Source organism: Mycobacterium farcinogenes, from assembly GCF_019739075.1.
Taxonomy (GTDB): domain Bacteria; phylum Actinomycetota; class Actinomycetes; order Mycobacteriales; family Mycobacteriaceae; genus Mycobacterium; species Mycobacterium senegalense.
Genome location: NZ_CP081673.1, coordinates 4,527,210 through 4,543,871 on the forward strand (window position 1 = coordinate 4,527,210; position 16,662 = coordinate 4,543,871).

The 16,662-nt window shown below is 65.3% G+C and carries 14 protein-coding genes; 9 read left to right on the plus strand and 5 right to left on the minus strand.

Features of this window, described 5'->3' with window-relative positions; all coding sequences use genetic code 11:
- Positions 1–49: 49 nt before the first annotated feature.
- Positions 50–1,255: a cytochrome P450 gene (locus K6L26_RS21525; protein ID WP_064899964.1), complete on the minus strand. Its 1,206-nt coding sequence runs from the start codon at positions 1,253–1,255 to the stop codon at positions 50–52.
- A 233-nt stretch (positions 1,256–1,488) separates the two neighbouring features.
- Between K6L26_RS21525 and K6L26_RS21530 the strand changes: the two genes are divergently transcribed.
- The 3 genes from K6L26_RS21530 to K6L26_RS21540 are packed head-to-tail and all read left to right on the plus strand — an operon-like array spanning position 1,489 to position 4,792.
- The gene (locus K6L26_RS21530) at positions 1,489–2,502 is read left to right on the plus strand and encodes an aromatic ring-hydroxylating oxygenase subunit alpha (protein ID WP_019345330.1); all 1,014 of its coding nucleotides are present in this window, start codon (positions 1,489–1,491) and stop codon (positions 2,500–2,502) included.
- On the plus strand, positions 2,499–3,116 hold the full coding sequence (locus K6L26_RS21535; protein WP_019345329.1) for a cysteine hydrolase family protein: 618 nt from the start codon (positions 2,499–2,501) through the stop codon (positions 3,114–3,116). The genes K6L26_RS21530 and K6L26_RS21535 overlap by 4 nt, the downstream gene beginning before the upstream one ends.
- 8 nt (positions 3,117–3,124) lie before the next feature.
- Complete coding sequence (locus tag K6L26_RS21540) at positions 3,125–4,792, plus strand: acyl-CoA synthetase (RefSeq protein WP_064900059.1); 1,668 nt, start codon at positions 3,125–3,127, stop codon at positions 4,790–4,792.
- Here the strand turns inward: K6L26_RS21540 and K6L26_RS21545 are convergent.
- The gene (locus tag K6L26_RS21545; protein ID WP_064899962.1) at positions 4,776–6,263 is read right to left on the minus strand and encodes an aldehyde dehydrogenase family protein; all 1,488 of its coding nucleotides are present in this window, start codon (positions 6,261–6,263) and stop codon (positions 4,776–4,778) included. The two genes, K6L26_RS21540 and K6L26_RS21545, sit on opposite strands and share 17 nt — an antisense overlap.
- Positions 6,264–6,424: 161 nt before the next feature.
- Between K6L26_RS21545 and K6L26_RS21550 the strand changes: the two genes are divergently transcribed.
- The 3 genes from K6L26_RS21550 (at position 6,425) to K6L26_RS21560 (ending at position 9,221) form a co-directional block, all read left to right on the plus strand.
- On the plus strand, positions 6,425–7,210 hold the full coding sequence (locus K6L26_RS21550) for an SDR family oxidoreductase (RefSeq protein WP_064900057.1): 786 nt from the start codon (positions 6,425–6,427) through the stop codon (positions 7,208–7,210).
- A gap of 80 nt (positions 7,211–7,290) precedes the next feature.
- The gene (locus K6L26_RS21555; protein WP_064899960.1) at positions 7,291–8,511 is read left to right on the plus strand and encodes a cytochrome P450; all 1,221 of its coding nucleotides are present in this window, start codon (positions 7,291–7,293) and stop codon (positions 8,509–8,511) included.
- Between the two features lie 11 nt (positions 8,512–8,522).
- Positions 8,523–9,221: a TetR/AcrR family transcriptional regulator gene (locus K6L26_RS21560; RefSeq protein WP_064899958.1), complete on the plus strand. Its 699-nt coding sequence runs from the start codon at positions 8,523–8,525 to the stop codon at positions 9,219–9,221.
- A 17-nt stretch (positions 9,222–9,238) separates the two neighbouring features.
- Here K6L26_RS21560 and K6L26_RS21565 read toward each other — a convergent pair whose 3' ends face one another.
- Together K6L26_RS21565 and K6L26_RS21570 are read right to left on the minus strand one after the other, a co-directional pair.
- Positions 9,239–10,774 carry an aldehyde dehydrogenase family protein gene (locus tag K6L26_RS21565; protein ID WP_064899956.1) on the minus strand — a complete coding sequence of 512 codons (1,536 nt, stop codon included), beginning with the start codon at positions 10,772–10,774 and terminating at the stop codon, positions 9,239–9,241.
- A 31-nt stretch (positions 10,775–10,805) separates the two neighbouring features.
- Positions 10,806–13,028: a molybdopterin-containing oxidoreductase family protein gene (locus K6L26_RS21570; protein ID WP_064899954.1), complete on the minus strand. Its 2,223-nt coding sequence runs from the start codon at positions 13,026–13,028 to the stop codon at positions 10,806–10,808.
- A gap of 28 nt (positions 13,029–13,056) precedes the next feature.
- Here K6L26_RS21570 and K6L26_RS21575 point away from each other — a divergent pair, with 28 nt between their 5' ends.
- The 3 genes from K6L26_RS21575 (at position 13,057) to K6L26_RS21585 (ending at position 15,990) form a co-directional block, all read left to right on the plus strand.
- Positions 13,057–13,494 carry a Zn-ribbon domain-containing OB-fold protein gene (locus tag K6L26_RS21575; protein ID WP_047039100.1) on the plus strand — a complete coding sequence of 146 codons (438 nt, stop codon included), beginning with the start codon at positions 13,057–13,059 and terminating at the stop codon, positions 13,492–13,494.
- Positions 13,495–13,506: 12 nt separating this feature from the next.
- The gene (locus K6L26_RS21580) at positions 13,507–14,655 is read left to right on the plus strand and encodes a thiolase family protein (protein WP_047039097.1); all 1,149 of its coding nucleotides are present in this window, start codon (positions 13,507–13,509) and stop codon (positions 14,653–14,655) included.
- 150 nt (positions 14,656–14,805) lie between these two features.
- Positions 14,806–15,990 carry an amidohydrolase family protein gene (locus K6L26_RS21585; RefSeq protein ID WP_064900055.1) on the plus strand — a complete coding sequence of 395 codons (1,185 nt, stop codon included), beginning with the start codon at positions 14,806–14,808 and terminating at the stop codon, positions 15,988–15,990.
- Here the strand turns inward: K6L26_RS21585 and K6L26_RS21590 are convergent.
- Positions 15,987–16,586: a TetR family transcriptional regulator gene (locus K6L26_RS21590; RefSeq protein ID WP_064899952.1), complete on the minus strand. Its 600-nt coding sequence runs from the start codon at positions 16,584–16,586 to the stop codon at positions 15,987–15,989. The two genes, K6L26_RS21585 and K6L26_RS21590, sit on opposite strands and share 4 nt — an antisense overlap.
- Positions 16,587–16,662 lie beyond the last annotated feature (76 nt).

The following is a 16,662-nucleotide window of genomic DNA, read 5'->3' on the forward strand; positions in this document are numbered from 1 at the left end:
CTCCTGGTCGACTGCGGTGCACTATATCTCCGGCCCGGGTCACCCGTGCTCAGTCCAGCACACGAACTGGCACATTGCTCCAGCCCGCCACGTTCTGCATGTTCACCCGCTTGCAGCCGTCCCAGTCCACCTCGTAGCGCGGCATGAAGTCCAGCATCTTGTCCAGGGCTATCACGCTTTCCAGCCGGGCCAGCGCCGCCCCGAGGCAGCTGTGAATTCCGTAGCCCAGCCCCAGATTCTGCGCTTGCGACCGATCGCGATCGATGTCGAACCGGTCCGGTTCGGTCCACGCCTCCGGGTCCCGGTTGGCCGACCCACCCACCAGAAACACCGGTTTGCCTGCCGGAATCGTCACTCCGTGTAGTTCGATCTCGCGCATCGAGCGCCGCACGTTGTACTGCGCCGGCGCCTCGTAGCGCAGCAGTTCCTCCACGGCCAGCGGCACCTTGCTGCGGTCGTCGAGCAGCTTCTGCCATTCGCCGGGATTCTGGGCGAAGACCACTGCCGCGTTGCCGAGCAGCTTGGTGACAGTCTCCGCGCCGGCACCACCGAGAAGCGTGGCGAATTCGGTGATCTCGATGTTGGTGAGCGGTTCCATCTCACCGTTGTCGCGCTCGATCTCGGATTCGATCAGCTGACTGATCAAGTCGTCCCCGAGTTCCTGGCGGCGCTTCTTGGTCAGCCGGAAGTAATAGATCGCCATGTCGACTGCGGACTTGATCCCGGCCTCACCCATCTCGATCTCGCCGGCTTCCCGATGCAGCAGATCGTCGATCCACAACCGGATCTGCTGACGGTCCCCTTCAGGAACGCCCTGCAGCGTGGTCATCACGTCGACGGGAAAGAGGGCAGAGAAGTCCTGAACGAAGTCGAACCCGGCCGGGTCCACCGCCGACAGATGCTTGTCGATCAGCTCGGTCACCAGTTCACGCTTGGATTGGATCGCACGCGGCGTGAAGACCTTGTTGAGCAGACTGCGCATCCGGCGGTGCGCCGGCGGGTCCATCGCGATGATCGAACCATGTTCGGTGACATCGGCTTTGCGCACCTGCGCGAGGTCGACGCCGTAGGCCGAGGAGTAGGTCTCATAGTCCTTGAATGCCGCGGCGACGTCCTCATGGCGGGTCAGCGCATAGAAGTCGTACTGCTCGCTGTAGTACACGGGGGCATGCGCGCGCATCTGCCTGTACATCTCGTAGGGACTGTTGAAGAAGTCCTGGGAAAACGGGTCGAACACCACCGTGGCCGCAGTCATCGCTAATCCTTCTCCGCCTCCGTGAGCGAGTCACGGTCCGTGACGTAACCCCTGACAGTTCACCCGCCGCGATCGGCCGGGCCGCTTTTTTGTAAACGCTACCGTAAGCCATTCAGTAGAATCAACGCCGCCGCCCGGCATCCGAAACCGTTGTTCGCTTTCTATGCAGAAAGCTCTACTGTAATGTATTCCGTACCTATTGCGAGAGCACTGATGCAGGGAGGCAGCTCGCCATGAAAGTGCCGTTCACCTGGAAGGTCACCGGCTGGTTCATGATCGGTTGGTCGGCCGAATTCGAGGTCGGCGATGTGAAGGCGCTGAAGTACTTCGGCGAGGATCTCGCCGCCTACCGCGACGAGTCCGGCGCGCTGCATGTACTGGAGGCCCACTGCAAGCATCTGGGTGCGCACATCGGTCACGGCGGCAAGGTGGTCGGCGACTGCGTGGAATGCCCGTTTCACGGCTGGCGGTGGGGCCCCGAAGGAAACAACACCTACATCCCCTACCAGCCGGACAGGCCCAATCGCGGGCTACGCCTGCGGTCTTATCCGGTCGAGGAACAGTACGGCTGCATCTTCATGTGGTACCAGCCGGACGGCAAGCCACCGCAGTGGGAGTTACCTGACATCTTCCACAAATTCCCGCAGTTCGAAACCGATCCGAACGCGTACTACCGGCCCTACCCGGAGTTCTCCAGCCGCGCTGATGCGATTCCCGTACATCCGCAGATCGTGGCCGAAAACGGCCCGGACAGTTCCCATTTCCGGTATGTGCACGGGGCCACCGTGACACCGGTGTGCCTGCACTGGGAGCACGTCGACGAGGAATGGCGGTTCCTCACGGGCTGGCCGGACGCCCGCAGCGAGGACCCGGACAAGATGGCGTTGCGGATTCACAGCCATTTCTCCGGCCTCGGATTCGCCATGAGCGCCTTCGAAGGTTCGTCGAACCACCGATTGATCTTCGCCTGCACCCCGGTCGACGACGAGGTGTCCGACATGTTCTATTCGATCTGGTGGCCCAAGCTAGCCGGTGAGACCTCCGACATCCCACCCGAGCAGGTTCGCAAACAGGTCGAGAAGCAGTTCCTCAAGACCGTATGGGAGGACTGCGACATCTGGCGCTACCAGAAGTACGTCGAGCACCCGCCGCTGGCCAAGATCGACGCGAAACCGTATATGGCCATGCGTAAGTGGGCCACTCAGTTCTACGAGGTGCCGCCAGTCGACAGTGTTGCGCACGCATGAAGATCGACCTGCACGAACTGGTCCTACCCGAGCACACCGCGATCGTCACCCAAGAATGCCAGGGCGCGGTGGTCGGTCCCGACGCGGGCCTCGCCGCATTGGCCGACGAGGCCCGCCGAGAGGCGCTACCCAACATCGCCCGGCTACTGCCCGCGGCGCGAGCCGCCTCCGCGCGGGTGGTGCACTGCCTGGTGCAGCGACGCCCGGACGGGTTGGGTTCCAATCACAATGCCAAGATCTTCGCGATCGGCCGCAATGACGTCGGGATCCTGCCCGGAAGTCCCGGCGCCACCTTGTTACCCGAGTTCGGCCCGGAGCCAGATGATCTCGTGCTGACCCGTTGGCACGGCCTGGGGCCGATGGGCGGCACCGATCTGGACGCGATCCTGCGCAACCTCGGGGTGCGCACCATCGTGGCCGTGGGAGTCTCGGTGAACATCGCGATCACCAACCTGGTGATGGACGCGGTCAACGCCGGGTACCGGGTGGTTCTGCCGCGAGATGCGGTGGCCGGAATCCCGACTGCCTACGCCGATGCCGTCATCGACAACACATTGTCCCTACTCGCCACCGTCACGACCACCGACCACCTGCTGCACGCGTGGCAGCGCTGACCCGCCCGATAGGAGAAACCGTGCAGTTCACCGTTCCGACTGTCGCAGAAGCCGTCGCAGCTGCCATCGGCGACCGCCCGCTGATCGTCCAAGGCGATCGACGGTTGACCTACCGCCAGGTGGTGGAGCGGTCGAATCGGCTCGCGGCATACCTACATTCGCGCGGGCTGGGCGCACAGACCGAACGCGACGAGCTCGCCGGGCACGAGGTGGGGCAAGACCTACTCGGGATCTACGCCTACAACGGCCCCGAGTTCGTCGAGTCCCTGCTCGGCTCATTCCGCGCCCGGGTCGCCCCGTTCAACGTCAACTATCGCTACGTCAAGAACGAGTTGCAGTATCTGCTCGCCGATTCCGGAGCGTCCGCACTGGTGTACCACGCTGCCTTCGCGCCCCGGGTGGCCGAGATCCTGCCCGACCTTCCGGCGCTGCGGGTACTGATCCAGATTGCTGACGCCTCGGGCAACGAACTACTCGACGGCGCGGTGGATTACGACACGATCGTCGACTCCCCGACACCGGTGGCACCTCCGGTGCAGCCCAGCCCGGACGACCTCTACGTCCTGTACACCGGCGGCACGACCGGCATGCCCAAGGGCGTCTTGTGGCGCCAACATGACATCTTCATGACCGCGTTCGGCGGACGCAATATGGTGACCGGAGAGAGGGCGCAGTCCGTCGAAGAGATCGTCGAGCGTGCGGTGGGCAATCCGGGCACCAAATTGCTGATCTTGCCGCCGCTGATTCACGGTGCGGCCCAATGGGGTGCGATGACGGCGATAACCACGGGCCAGACCGTTGTGTTCCCCAGTGTGGTCGACCGTTTCGATGCCGACGACGTGGTGCGCACCATCGAGCGTGAACAGGTGCTGGTGGCCACCGTGGTGGGCGACGCGATGGCCCGGCCCTTGCTCGACGCGCTCAGGGCCGGCCTCGAGAACGGCACTGTGGACGTGTCGTCTCTCTCGGTGGTGGCCAACGGCGGTGCGCAGTTGACTCCCCACGTCAAACAACAACTCATCGACGCCAAGACCAACCTGATCGTGATCGACGGGGTGGGATCATCCGAGACCGGCGCCCAGATGAGTCACATGTCGGCCCCGGGCGCGGTGTCGACGGGAACGTTCAACGCCGGGCCCGACACCTGCGTGGTGACCGAGGATTTCACCGCGGTCCTGCCGCCCGGTCACGACGGGATGGGCTGGTTGGCCCAACGCGGATTCGTTCCGCTGGGCTACAAGGGCGACGCCGCCAAGACGGCGGCGACCTTCCCGGTGATCGACGGGGTGCGGTATGCGACCCCGGGCGACCGTGCCCGCCATCTGCACAGCGGTGCGATCGAACTGCTCGGCCGCGATTCGGTGACCATCAATTCCGGTGGCGAGAAGATCTTCGCCGAAGAGGTCGAATCCGCGGTCGCGTCACATCCGGCTGTGCGGGATGTGGTGGTCACCGGCCGCCCCAGTGAACGCTGGGGACAGGAAGTGGTGGCTGTCGTAGCGCTCGCCGAGGACGCCGCCGCGACGGCGGACGAGCTCATTCGGCACGCTGAGTCCTCGATCGCTCGGTACAAGCTGCCCAAGGCCGTGGTGTTCCGCCCGGCCATCGAGCGCAGCCCAGCCGGCAAGGCCGATTACCGCTGGGCTCGTGAGCAGGCAGTCAGCGAAACTTCTTGAGCCGTGCGGCGGTCCGCTTGCGGGCTCGTCGCAAACTGAGGTCTGCGCCGACCCGCATCGACCTGGTGAATGGGCGGGCCGCCTGACCGGTGATGGTGAACGGCAGGTCGCTGCCCACCACCGTGCGGTAGTGGCTGAACGCATCGAAGCCCGCCTTGCCGTGGTAGGCGCCGGTCCCGCTGCGGCCCACTCCGCCGAACGGTGCACTCGACGGGATCATGTGCGCGGCAAAGTCATTTCGGGCCACCCCACCGCTGCGCGTATGGCTGACGAAGTGCCGGAAATCGCCGTTGTCGGGGCCGAACCAGTACGCCACCAACGGAGAGGGGTTGGCGTTGATGTGGTCGATGGCCTCGGTGAGGCGTGAGTAGCCGCGGACCGCCAATACCGGGCCGAAGACTTCTTCCGTCGCAATCTGCATCCGGTCGTCGACGTCGCGAACGATGGTCGGGGCGATCTTGCGAGTTGCCGGATTCGGCAGCACCTCCCCCACCGGCACAACAGAATCGATGCGCGCACCCTGTGCCCGCGCGTCGGCGATGAGACCGACTACGCGATCGAAGTTGGCCTGATTCACCGAAGAGCAGTAGTCGGGGTTTTCGACGATGCTGGGAAACATGGAGCTGAGAGTCTGGCGCGCCACCGCGACGAACCGGTCCACCTCAGCCTCCGGCACGAAGACGTAGTCGGGGCACACGCAGACCTGGCCGCCGTTGACCATGCGCCCCTGGGCAATTCGGCTCGCTGCACGTTCGATGTCGGCGCCGGGCGCCACCACCACCGGATTCTTGCCACCCAACTCCAGCGTGACCGGCACCAGGTTGGCCGAGGCCGCCCGCGCCACCAGCGCGCCGATCGAAGGAGAGCCGGTGAAGAACAGGTGGTCGAACGGGAGGCCCGCAAACGCGGCGGCCGTCTCCGGCCCACCGGTCACCACCCCAAACTCTGTTGCGTCGAAGTACTTCGGCGCGGTGGCGGCCATCAACTCGGCGGTGCGCGGGGTCACCTCCGACATCTTGATCATCACCCGGTTGCCGGCCGCGAAGGCCGCTGCCGCGGGCAGCACTGTCAACTGGACGGGGAAGTTCCACGGACCGATGATTCCGACCACGCCGAGCGGGCTGGGCAGTACCTCGGCGCGCAGCCCCGCGAACCGGGCGGCCCGCATCAGTCTCGTCGCGCGCATCCATTGCGGGATGTGCGCCCTGGTGTGCTCGATGACCGACAACATGCCCAGAATCTCGGCGAAGAAGGCCGCCGAGCGCGATCGTGATCCGTAGTCCGCAGCGGTGGCGGCGACGAATTCCTCTGAGTTGTCGAGGATCATCGCGAGCAACCGGTCAATGCGGTTGCGGCGCAGCGCGACATCGGGCGGACCATCGGCGATGAAGGACCGGCGCTGAGCGGCCAGCAACTCACCCAGGCCGTCGCACTGCGGCTGCGCCGCGGCCCGCTCTTCGATCGCGCTCATTCGAATCCGTCTCCTCGCCAGGCACGCGCCACGACATTGCCGAAGAACCCTCCGGTAAGGCTAACGGTATCACCCACCGCGCAGGTCGCAGCCGATTGTCCGTCCAGATGGAATTGTTTACAGTCATCCTTACTGTCGTACATTCAGTGAAGGGTTGGCGCATGTCGGAGAGCGCACGCAGGATCGTCGTCGTCGGAGCGGGATCCGGGATCGGAGCCGCTACCGCGGCGCACTTCTTCGAGCGGGGTGACCACGTGCTCGCGGTTGACGTGCGGCCGAATGACACCCCCGCATCGCAGCACGCCACTTGCGACCTGCGCGACGCTGCCGATATCGCGCGACTGTTGGGTGAGATCGGCGACGGCTGGGACATGCTCGCCCACGTAGCCGGGGTCCCCGGCACGGCGCCGGCCGCCGATGTCCTCAACGTCAACTATTTGGGCATGCGGTTGATGACCGAAGGCATGCTGCCACTGCTGCGGCACGGCGGCTCGATCGTCACAGTCGCCTCGACGGCGGCACTCGGCTGGCAGCAGCGCATCGACATCCTCGATGGGCTCCTCGAACTCACCGACGCAGCCGCTGTGGCGCAGTGGCAGACCGGACAGGATCCGGATTTCCCGGTGTACACCACCTCCAAGCAGGCCGCGATCCTGTTCGTCAAGCGGATCGCCGGGCCGGCGTGGAGCAAGTACGGGGTCCGGGTCAACACCGTCAGCCCGGGCCCGGTCGAGACTCCGATCCTCACCGACTTCGAACAAACCATGGGCAAGGACATCCTGGACATGGTGCGAGCCACCGTCGGTCGGCATGCCACCGTCGACGACGTGGTTCCCCTGATCGCTTTCCTGGCCTCGCCCGAGGCCCGCTGGATCAACGGTCAGGACATCCAGGTCGATGCCGGCTTCATCGCATCGATGAGCAATGGAGCCCCGATCCCGCTGTGAAAGGCGGCGATCTCATTACGGTATGGTTTACAGTAATGAACATCAGCAAGCTGGCAGCGTTCCGAACCTTGGGGTGAGCAGTGGAGAGTGAAGTTCAGGAACTGCCCGTCGACGACACCGTTGTCGACACGGCGACCCTGCTGCGCGATCCGTATCCGATCTTCGCTCGGCACCGCGCCGAGCACGGTGTCTTCCGCGGCTCGGTGATGGACTGGTCCAAGACACCGGAATCGCTACTGCCGCAACACCAATACGCCGCGGTGTCGTTCGACGCCGTCAACACCGTGTTCCGGGACGGCAAGGCCTTCAACTCAAAGATCTATGACCACACGATTGGGCTGTTCATCGGTCCGACCATCCTGGCCATGGAAGGCAAAACCCACCGCGATCACCGCAATCTGGTCTCGGCTGCCTTCAAGTCACGATCGCTGCAGCGCTGGGAACCCGAGATCGTCCGCCCGATCTGTGAGGCGCTCGTCGACGAGTTCGTCGAAGCCGGCACCGCCGATCTCGTGCACGACTTCACGTTCGAGTTCCCCACCCGGGTGATCTCCAAGCTGCTCGGCCTGCCCGAGGAAGACCTGCCCTGGTTCCGGCAGCGCGCGGTAGAGCTGATCAGCTACACCGTCAAGTACAAGCGCGCCTTCGAAGCGTCTGCCGCACTCAAGGACTACTTCCTCACGCAGATCGATCTGCGCCGCTCCAAGCCGACCGACGACATCATCGGCGACCTCGTCACCGCGGAGATCGACGGCGAGAAGCTGACCGACGAGGCCATCTACTCGTTCCTGCGGTTGCTCTTGCCCGCCGGTCTGGAGACGACCTATCGCTCCTCGGGCAATCTGCTGTACCTGTTACTCACCCACCCCGAACAGTTCGCCGCGGTTCAGGCCGACCATGAACTCATCGGCCAGGCCATCGAAGAGGGACTGCGTTACGAAACACCGCTCACCACCGTGCAGCGCTCGGCCACTCGAGACACCGAACTCGACGGCGTCGCACTGCCGGCCGGTGCGGTGATCGACGTCTGCATCGGCTCGGCCAACCGCGACGAGAACCGCTGGGAGCGGGCAGAGGAGTTCGACATCTTCCGGAAGCGGCTACCGCACATCACGTTTGCCGCAGGCGAGCACACCTGCATGGGCTTGCACCTGGCCCGGATGGAGACGCGGGTAGCCGTGGAGAGCCTGCTCAGTCGGGTACGCAACCTCGTGCTGGTCACCGACGACGACCCGCACATCTTCGGTCAACCGTTCCGCTCCCCCACCGCCATTCCCGTCACGTTCGACCCGATCCGCTGAAGGACGAAGCCATGGCCAGTCCCGCGCACACCAACGGTCGCCGGCGCCGCGAACGCGGGTCGATCAGCGTCGACGAAATCCTGCGCGGGGCATTCGAGATCGCCGACGAGGTGTCGATCGACAACCTCAGCATGCCCCAGCTGGCCCGCCATCTCGATGTCGGCGTCACCAGCATCTATTGGTATTTCCGACGCAAGGATCAGCTACTCGACGCGATGACCGAGCGCGTCCTGCTCGATTACGACCTCAGTGTGCTGTCCATCGACGCCGGGACCTGGCGCGAATCGCTGCGCGCCCACGCCCACCGCATGCGCGCGATGTTCAACTCGAATCCGATCATGTGCGATCTCATCCTCATCCGGGGCACCCGGGGCGTACCGGCGTCACGCACGGCACTGGAGAAGATCGAGCAACCGGTCGCCGCACTGGTGGCGGCCGGGCTCACCGCCAAGCAAGCGTTCGACACTTACACGGCCATCTCGGTGCTCGTCCGCAGTTCCGCTGTGCTGCAACGCTTGCAGAGCCGCAGCATCGAAGGGCAGTTCCCCCGTGAGTACTGGGAGCAAGTGATCGACGCCGAGGCGATGCCGCTGATCGCCTCGATCCCGGGGCGCGGCTATCGCATCGGCATGGCCGACGACGGCAACTTCGACCACATCCTCGACAGTATCCTCGATCGCGCCGCGTCCTTCGCGGCTGTCCGCGGGTAGCCTTCCTCCGCGGAAGATTATTGCCGCGGCAGGCGCCAGCCGATGGTCTTGGTCTCGGTGTACTGGGCGAACCCCTCTATGCCGCACTGTCTTCCGACGCCGCTGCTCTTATAGCCGCCGAACGGGGCGTCGGCGCCGTAGTACATGCCGCCGTTGACCCCGATCGCTCCGGTGCGGATCCGGCGCGCGATGCCCATCGCGCGCTCGGATGATGCCGATATCACCGCCCCGGCCAAGCCGAACGCACTGTCGTTGGCGATGCGCACCGCCTCATCGTCGTCGTCGAACGGCAGCATCACCAACACCGGCCCGAACACCTCGTCCTGGGCAATGGCGGATCCGGAGTCTGCGCCGACGATGACGGTCGGCGCGACGAAGTGACCGTCGACCAGATGCGCGGGCAGCCCCTCGGGCACCTTGCCGCCGACCACGATGTCAGCGCCGTCGCCACGAGCGCCGTCGATGGCGTCGAGCACGCGTTGCTTCTGCGCGGCACTGATCAGCGGGCCGACCAGGGTTGTGGGCGACGCGGGATCACCTACCGGCACGGCACCGAACGCCATCGTCACATTGGCGACGGCCTCGTCGAACAGGCTGCGGTGCACCAGCATCCGGGTGTTGGCGGCACAGGCCTGCCCGGCGTGCACGCATGCCCCGACGGCACCGGGGATGACGTGGCCGGGCTTGGCATCATCCAGCACGATCATGGCCGACTTGCCCCCGAGTTCGAGGAAGGTGCGCTTCATGGTGTCGGCGCCTACCCGCATCAGATGCCTACCGACGGCCGTCGACCCGGTGAACGACACCATATCGACGCGCGGATCGGTGCCCAACTGTCCGGCCACCTCGTTGGAAGGCGTCGGCACGATGTTGACGACACCCGGCGGCATATCGGTGCGCTCCGCGATCAAGCGTCCCAGGCGGGTCGCATTCCACGGCGTGTTCGGATCCGGTTTGAGCACCACGGTATTGCCTGCGGCCAACGCCGGCCCGAGCTTGTTGAGGATCACCTCGATCGGAAAGTTCGACGGGGTGATCGCGGCGACCACCCCTACGGCTTCCTTGACCACCGTGCGGGCGTTGCGCTCACCGAACAGGCCGCCGCCGTCGAGGGTCCGTTCCCATTCGAATTCGTCGATCAGCCTGGCCGGATACCGCAACGCATCGGCCAGCGGCCAGTCCAGCTGGGCATTCTCCGTCGTCATCACCGGGCAACCCACCTCGGCGATCAATTCCTCACGCAAGTAGTCTTTTTCGGACTCGATCGCCTCCTGCAACTGGGCCAGCACTCGCTGCCGCAATCCCCGGTTGGTGCTCCAGTCGGATTCGTCGAACGCGCGTCGGGCAGCGCCGATCGCGGCATCCATGTCCTGCGCACCGGCCGCCGCGGTGGTACCGAGGACGAGGCCGGTGGCCGGGCTCAGGTTGTCGAATTCGGCACCGGAGGCCGCGGTGACCAATTCACCGTCGACAAGCATGCGCTTCTCGGCCCGGCCGGCGGCCCGCCGACCGATGTCCACACTGGTGACGGCCTCATCAACGACTTCGCTCACGCCGACAACTGTAACACTTACAGTAAGTAAGTCAGCACGGTTCGACCTGTACCGGCACTCCGGTCAGCCAGGACATGCCGGCCAGCGCCTCGACGTCGGCGGGCTCACTCGACATCAACTGGTTGACGTTGGCCCCGCCCGCCTGATTGGCGATCCGCCAGCGCCCACTTCCGTTGTGCCCCCACCCATGAGGTATCGCAACCGTCCCGCGCATGATGTCGTCGGTGAGCGACAGTGCAATGTCGATCTGGCCGTACGGCGACCGTACGCGCACCGCGTCACCATCAGCGAGGTGACGCGTCGCGGCATCCTGGGTATGCATCAGCGCACGGTGAATCCTCTTGCCGCGCATGAGCAACGGTGAATTGTGCAGCCAGGAGTTCTCTGAGCGCGGTTCCCGCATGCCGATCATCCGCAGCGGATACCCGTCTGGCTCGGCGCGTCGGGACAGCGCGGCGATCTCGGAAGCGATGTCGTCATGCTCCAGCCGAACCCGCCCCTTCGGATACACCACGACCTCGCCCAGCACACCCGTGCGGATGTGCGGCGCCACCACGACACCGTGCGGATGCTGCTCAGCCAGCCGACGGAACGTCAGCCCGCCCCGGCGCAGCCCGAAGCGGTCACCGCCGTCGGCCATCCGGATCATCATGTCGATCATCGGCCGCGGACTGAGCCGGTTGCCGCGCCGCGCGGCCCGCCTGGCCGCCAGCCGAAGCGCTGCGAAAACCGTTGTGCGCACCTTCATTCGGCCGATCAGATCGACAACGATGTCCCACTCGGTGCGGGCCTGGCCCCGCGGCGCCACCACCGCGTCGGTGGCCTGCCGGAACGGCGTGGCCTGGAACATCTGGAAGGTGACGGCGAAATCATCGCGTTCGTACATCGTCGTCACTGGCAACACGTAGTCGCAGTGCGCAGTGGTCTCGTTGACGTAGAGGTCCAGGCCGACCGACAGATCGGTCGATTCCATCGCGTCTTCCAATTCCGGGCCGTTGGGAACCGACAGCACCGGATTACCGGCACCGATGAACATCGCCTTGACCTGCCGCCGGCCCGGCGTCGTGATCTCCTTGGCCATGAATGCGGCGGGCTCCGCCCCGATCACCAACGGGAGATCACCGACCCGCGTCCGCTTGTTTCGGTAGCTGCGGCGCAGGGAGGCTCCCATTGCGCGCGTTCCCCACTTCTGGCCGGGGATGCCGAGCGTGCTGAACACACTGCCGCCCGGGGTGTCCAGATTGCCCGCGACGAGGTTGACGGCGTCGAGCAGGTAGGTGGTCAACGTGCCGTTGCGCCCGACGCAGGTCCCCAGCCGGCCATACACGGCAGCCCGTTCGGTGGCCGCGAGATCGCGTGCCAGCGCGCGCACGGTGTCAGGATCGATACCGGTGTGCCTCTGTGTGGCCTCCGGGCTGAACCTCGCCGATTGCGCGTCCAGCCATTCCAGCCCATCGGCCTGGGCCCGGGCCCTGACACTGACGAGCCCTTCTGCGAAGAGCACCTGCAGGATCGACAGCAACAGGTATGAATCTGCATCCGGGACGATCCCGAGCCATTCGAACTGGGCGGCCGTCTCGCTGCGTCGCGGGTCGACGACGATGACCCGCCCGCCCCGCTTGACGATGTCGTGCATGCGGTCCTTGATCCGCGGGGCCGTCAGGAAGCTGCCATGGGACACCACCGGATTCGCACCGAACATGACGAGTAGATCAGTACGCATCACGTCTGGGATGGGCACGGGGAACGGAGCGCCGTAAAGGAACTGGTTGGCCAGCAGCCGGCTACTGGTGTCCTGAGTCGATGAGCTGAAGAAATGGCTTTCGCCGCCGACGCCCTTGGCGAAGGCCATCGCCGCGAACAGGTGCGAATAGCTGAAGGCCGCCGGGTTGCCCATGTACCACGCGAACGCGCCCGATCCGTGGCTGCGGTGAATCTCGGTGAGCCTGGCCGCAATGTCGTCGAGCGCCGCATCCCAGCCGACGGGTTCGAAACCGTCCCCCACGCGCTTCAGCGGCGTCGTAACGCGATCGGGGTCATTGACCACCTCGGTGAACGCGATGCCTTTCTGGCAGGCGAAACCGGCCGACAGCGGATGGTCCTTGTCCGGGCGCAAGGCGGTGAGCGTTCCGTCCTCCACCGTGGCGACCATGCCGCACAGCGGCTCGCAGATCCGGCAGAACGTCACCTTGGACTCGGCCTCGTGCTCGATCACTTGGACTACGTTACTGTAAGAGTTACAGTTGCTAGACATTTTGGCCGAACACGGAGGAATCGGACGCATGCAGAAGGCCCTCGCGCCAGAGATCTCGACCTGGCCCGACGCCGAACCCCAGCTGATCGGCAGCCGGTGCACCGACTGCGCAGCCACCACTTTCCCCGCCCAGGCCCGTTGCCCCAAGTGCTCCGGCGGCAATACCTCTGAAATACGGCTGCCCCGCCGCGGTACCGTCGTCGCCTGGACCACCCAGGGCTTCCCACCCGGCGCCCCCTACAAAGGCCCCACCGGCAAGAACTTCGTCCCCTTCGGCGTCGGCCTGGTCGAACTCCGCGACGAGAACGGGCCGGTGATCCGCGTCGAAGGCCGCCTCACCGAAAACGACCCGACGAAACTGCAATTCGGCATGGACGTCGAACTCACCATGATCCCGTTCACCACCGACGAAGACGACCCCGACAACCCCGTCGAAATCGTCACCTTCGCCTTCCAGCCGGTGTAGAGAGGCAACAACATGACCAACGATGTAGCCATCATCGGCGTCGGCCTGCACCCGTTCGGCCGCTTCGAAGGAAAGTCCGCGATGGCCATGGGCGTGGACGCAATCTTCGCCGCGGTCGCCGACGCCGGAATAGAGTGGCGCGACATCCAAGCTGCGACGGGAGGCAGCTGGACCGTGGCCAACCCCGACGCGATCGTCGGGATGGTCGGGCTGACCGGTATCCCGTTCACCAACGTGTTCAACGCGTGCGCCACCGCCGCGAGCGCCACCAAGGCCTGCGCCGACGGAATCCGGCTCGGCGACTACGACATCGGCATCGCGATCGGCCTGGACAAGCACCCGCGCGGCGCGTTCACCGAAGACCCGTCGCTGGTCGGGATGCCCAGCTGGTACGCCGAGAACGGCCAGTACCTCACCACTCAATTCTTCGGGATGAAGGCCAACCGCTACCTGCACGAGCACAACATCTCGCAGCGCACCCTGGCCAAGGTGGCCAACAAGAACTTCCGCAACGGAGCGCTGAATCCGAACGCCTTCCGGCGCAAGCCGATCAGCGAAGACGACATCCTCAACTCGACCATGCTGAACTATCCGTTGACCCAGTACATGTTCTGTGCCCCGGACGAGGGCGCGGCGGCGGTGGTGATGTGCCGAGCAGACATCGCCCACCGATACACGGACAAACCGGTGTACCTGAGGGCCGTCGAGGTCCGGACCCGTAGGTACGGGGCCTATGAGGTCAACACCACCTGCGCGCCGGTGGAAGAGGATGTGGCACCGACGGTGTACGCCGCCCGCGCCGCGTTCGAAAAGGCCGGGGTGGCACCCGAAGACGTAGACGTCGTGCAGCTGCAGGACACCGACGCCGGCGCCGAGATCATCCATATGGCCGAATGCGGGTTCTGCGCCGATGGCGACCAGGAGAAGCTGTTGGCCGACGGCGCCACCGAGATCGGCGGGTCACTGCCGATCAACACCGACGGCGGCCTGATCGCCAACGGTGAGCCGATCGGCGCCTCGGGCCTACGCCAAATCCACGAATTGGTGCGTCAACTCCGTGGCGAGGCCGGTGACCGCCAGGTGCCGGGCAACCCGCGCGTCGGTTTCGCCCAGCTCTACGGTGCCCCAGGGACCGCCGGCGCCACCGTCCTGACGCTCTGACTTTCATGGCCGAGCAGACGCATATGTACCCGACACGCCGGGCGTGCAGGGACATTTGCGACTGCTCGCGGGAGAAAAGGAACCACTACCGTGACTGAACATTCCGTCGAACAGTTCAGGGATGCACCGATTTTCGACGCCGACCAGCACATGTACGAGACAGGTGAGGCGCTGACGAAGTTTCTCCCCGAGAAGTACAGCCGTGCGGTGCAGTATGCCCAGATCGGCCGGCAGACCCGGGTGGTGATCAACAACCGCGTCACCGACTTCATCCCGAACCCAACGTTCGAGCGCGTCGCCGCCCCTGGCGCGCACGAGAAGTTCTTCGCCGGCGAGAACACCGAAGGCCTGACCCTGCGCGAGATGCAGGGCAAGGCCATCGATGCGCCCGCGGCCACTCGCAACCCGGAAGACCGAGTCAAGGAGCTGGATCGCCAGGGCGTGGTCGAGGCCCTGAACTACCCGACCCTGGGTAGCCTCGTCGAGCACTCCAGTGCCGACGACCCCCAGCTGACCCTGGCGATCGTCCACGCTCTCAACGAGTGGATCCTGGAGCACTGGAGCTTCAACTACGCCGACCGCGTGTTCTCGACGCCGATCATCAATTTGTCCGAAGTCGATGCGGCGCAACGTGAACTGGAATGGATTCTCGATCACGGCGCCAAAGTGGCGCTGGTCAAACCCGGACCGGTCAATGGCCTGCACGGCTGGCGCTCCCCCGCCCTGCCCGAGTTCGACCCGTTCTGGCGTGACGTCGAGGCCGCAGGCCTGCCCATCGTGTTGCACGCCAGCTATCCCCCGCTCGATGAGTACGTCAACAAGTGGGAACCGCCTTATACCCAGAACTTCATGGCGCAGAGCGCGTTTCGCTGGATGGTGCTGGGCCACCGCGAGATCGCCGACATGCTGACCGCGCTGATCTGCCACGGCACCCTGACGCGGTTCCCCAAGCTGCGCATCGCCAGTGTCGAGAACGGCAGCAGTTGGATCTTCCCGCTGTTCCACGATTTCGCCGACCTGTACAAGAAGATGCCGCAGAACTTCCCCGAACATCCGCACGACGTCTTCCGGCGCAACATCTGGGTCAGCCCGTTCTGGGAGGGCTGCGTGTCCGATGTGGTGGAAACGGTCGGTTGGGACAAGGTGCTGTTCGGCTCGGATTACCCGCACCCCGAGGGGCTGGCCGAACCGAAGGGGTTCTGGAAGTACGCCGAAGGCATGGACATCCGCCGCACCTATGACTTCATGGGCGACAACGCCCGCCGGTTCATGGGCCTGCCCATCGCCAACCCCGACCCGGAGGCCGTCAAACCGCCGGCCTTGACCAGCGCCTAACCCGACCGAGCGGGCAGCGGCGGAAGCGGTTGCGCGTCTGCCGGGTTGAGGGCGTCGAGCATCAGGCTCAGGTACCGCCGGCGCAATTGCGGCGGCTGGTCGAGCGCCACCGAGGCCGCCGTCACCATCGCGACGAACGTCGGCACATCGTCGACGGTGAGGTCGGCGCGCAGGTCCCCGGCCGCCTGGCCCTGTGTCACGAGCGTCTCGAGCAATTCGCGCTTGCGATTGAACAGCTTCGAGGTCAGCTCGGTGAGATGATCCAGCGACGGCAGTAGCGGACGTTGCAGGTACATGAGTTCGGCCAGCCGCTCAATCACGTCGATGAACGCCTCCCGCGGGGCATCGCTGTCGATCAGCGCCAGGATCACTGGTTCGACCTCGGTGGCGAACGCATCCTCGTACACGGCCGCCGCCAGCGCCTGCCGGTTCGGGAAGTGGCGGTACAGCGTCGCATTGCCGACGCCGGCATGCGCGGCGATCTGTGTCAGGGTCGCGGCCGCGCCGTGCTCGGCGAAGACCTCGCGGGCAGCCGCGAGGATACGGCTCTCATTGGCATAGGCGTCGGTGCGACGGCGGCTGGTACGAGCAGGCATATCCGTTCCGGGGGACGTGGCGCAGGTCATGTTCGTGCACCGAGGATGGGGTTGGCAACAAACGATAGCTTACTCC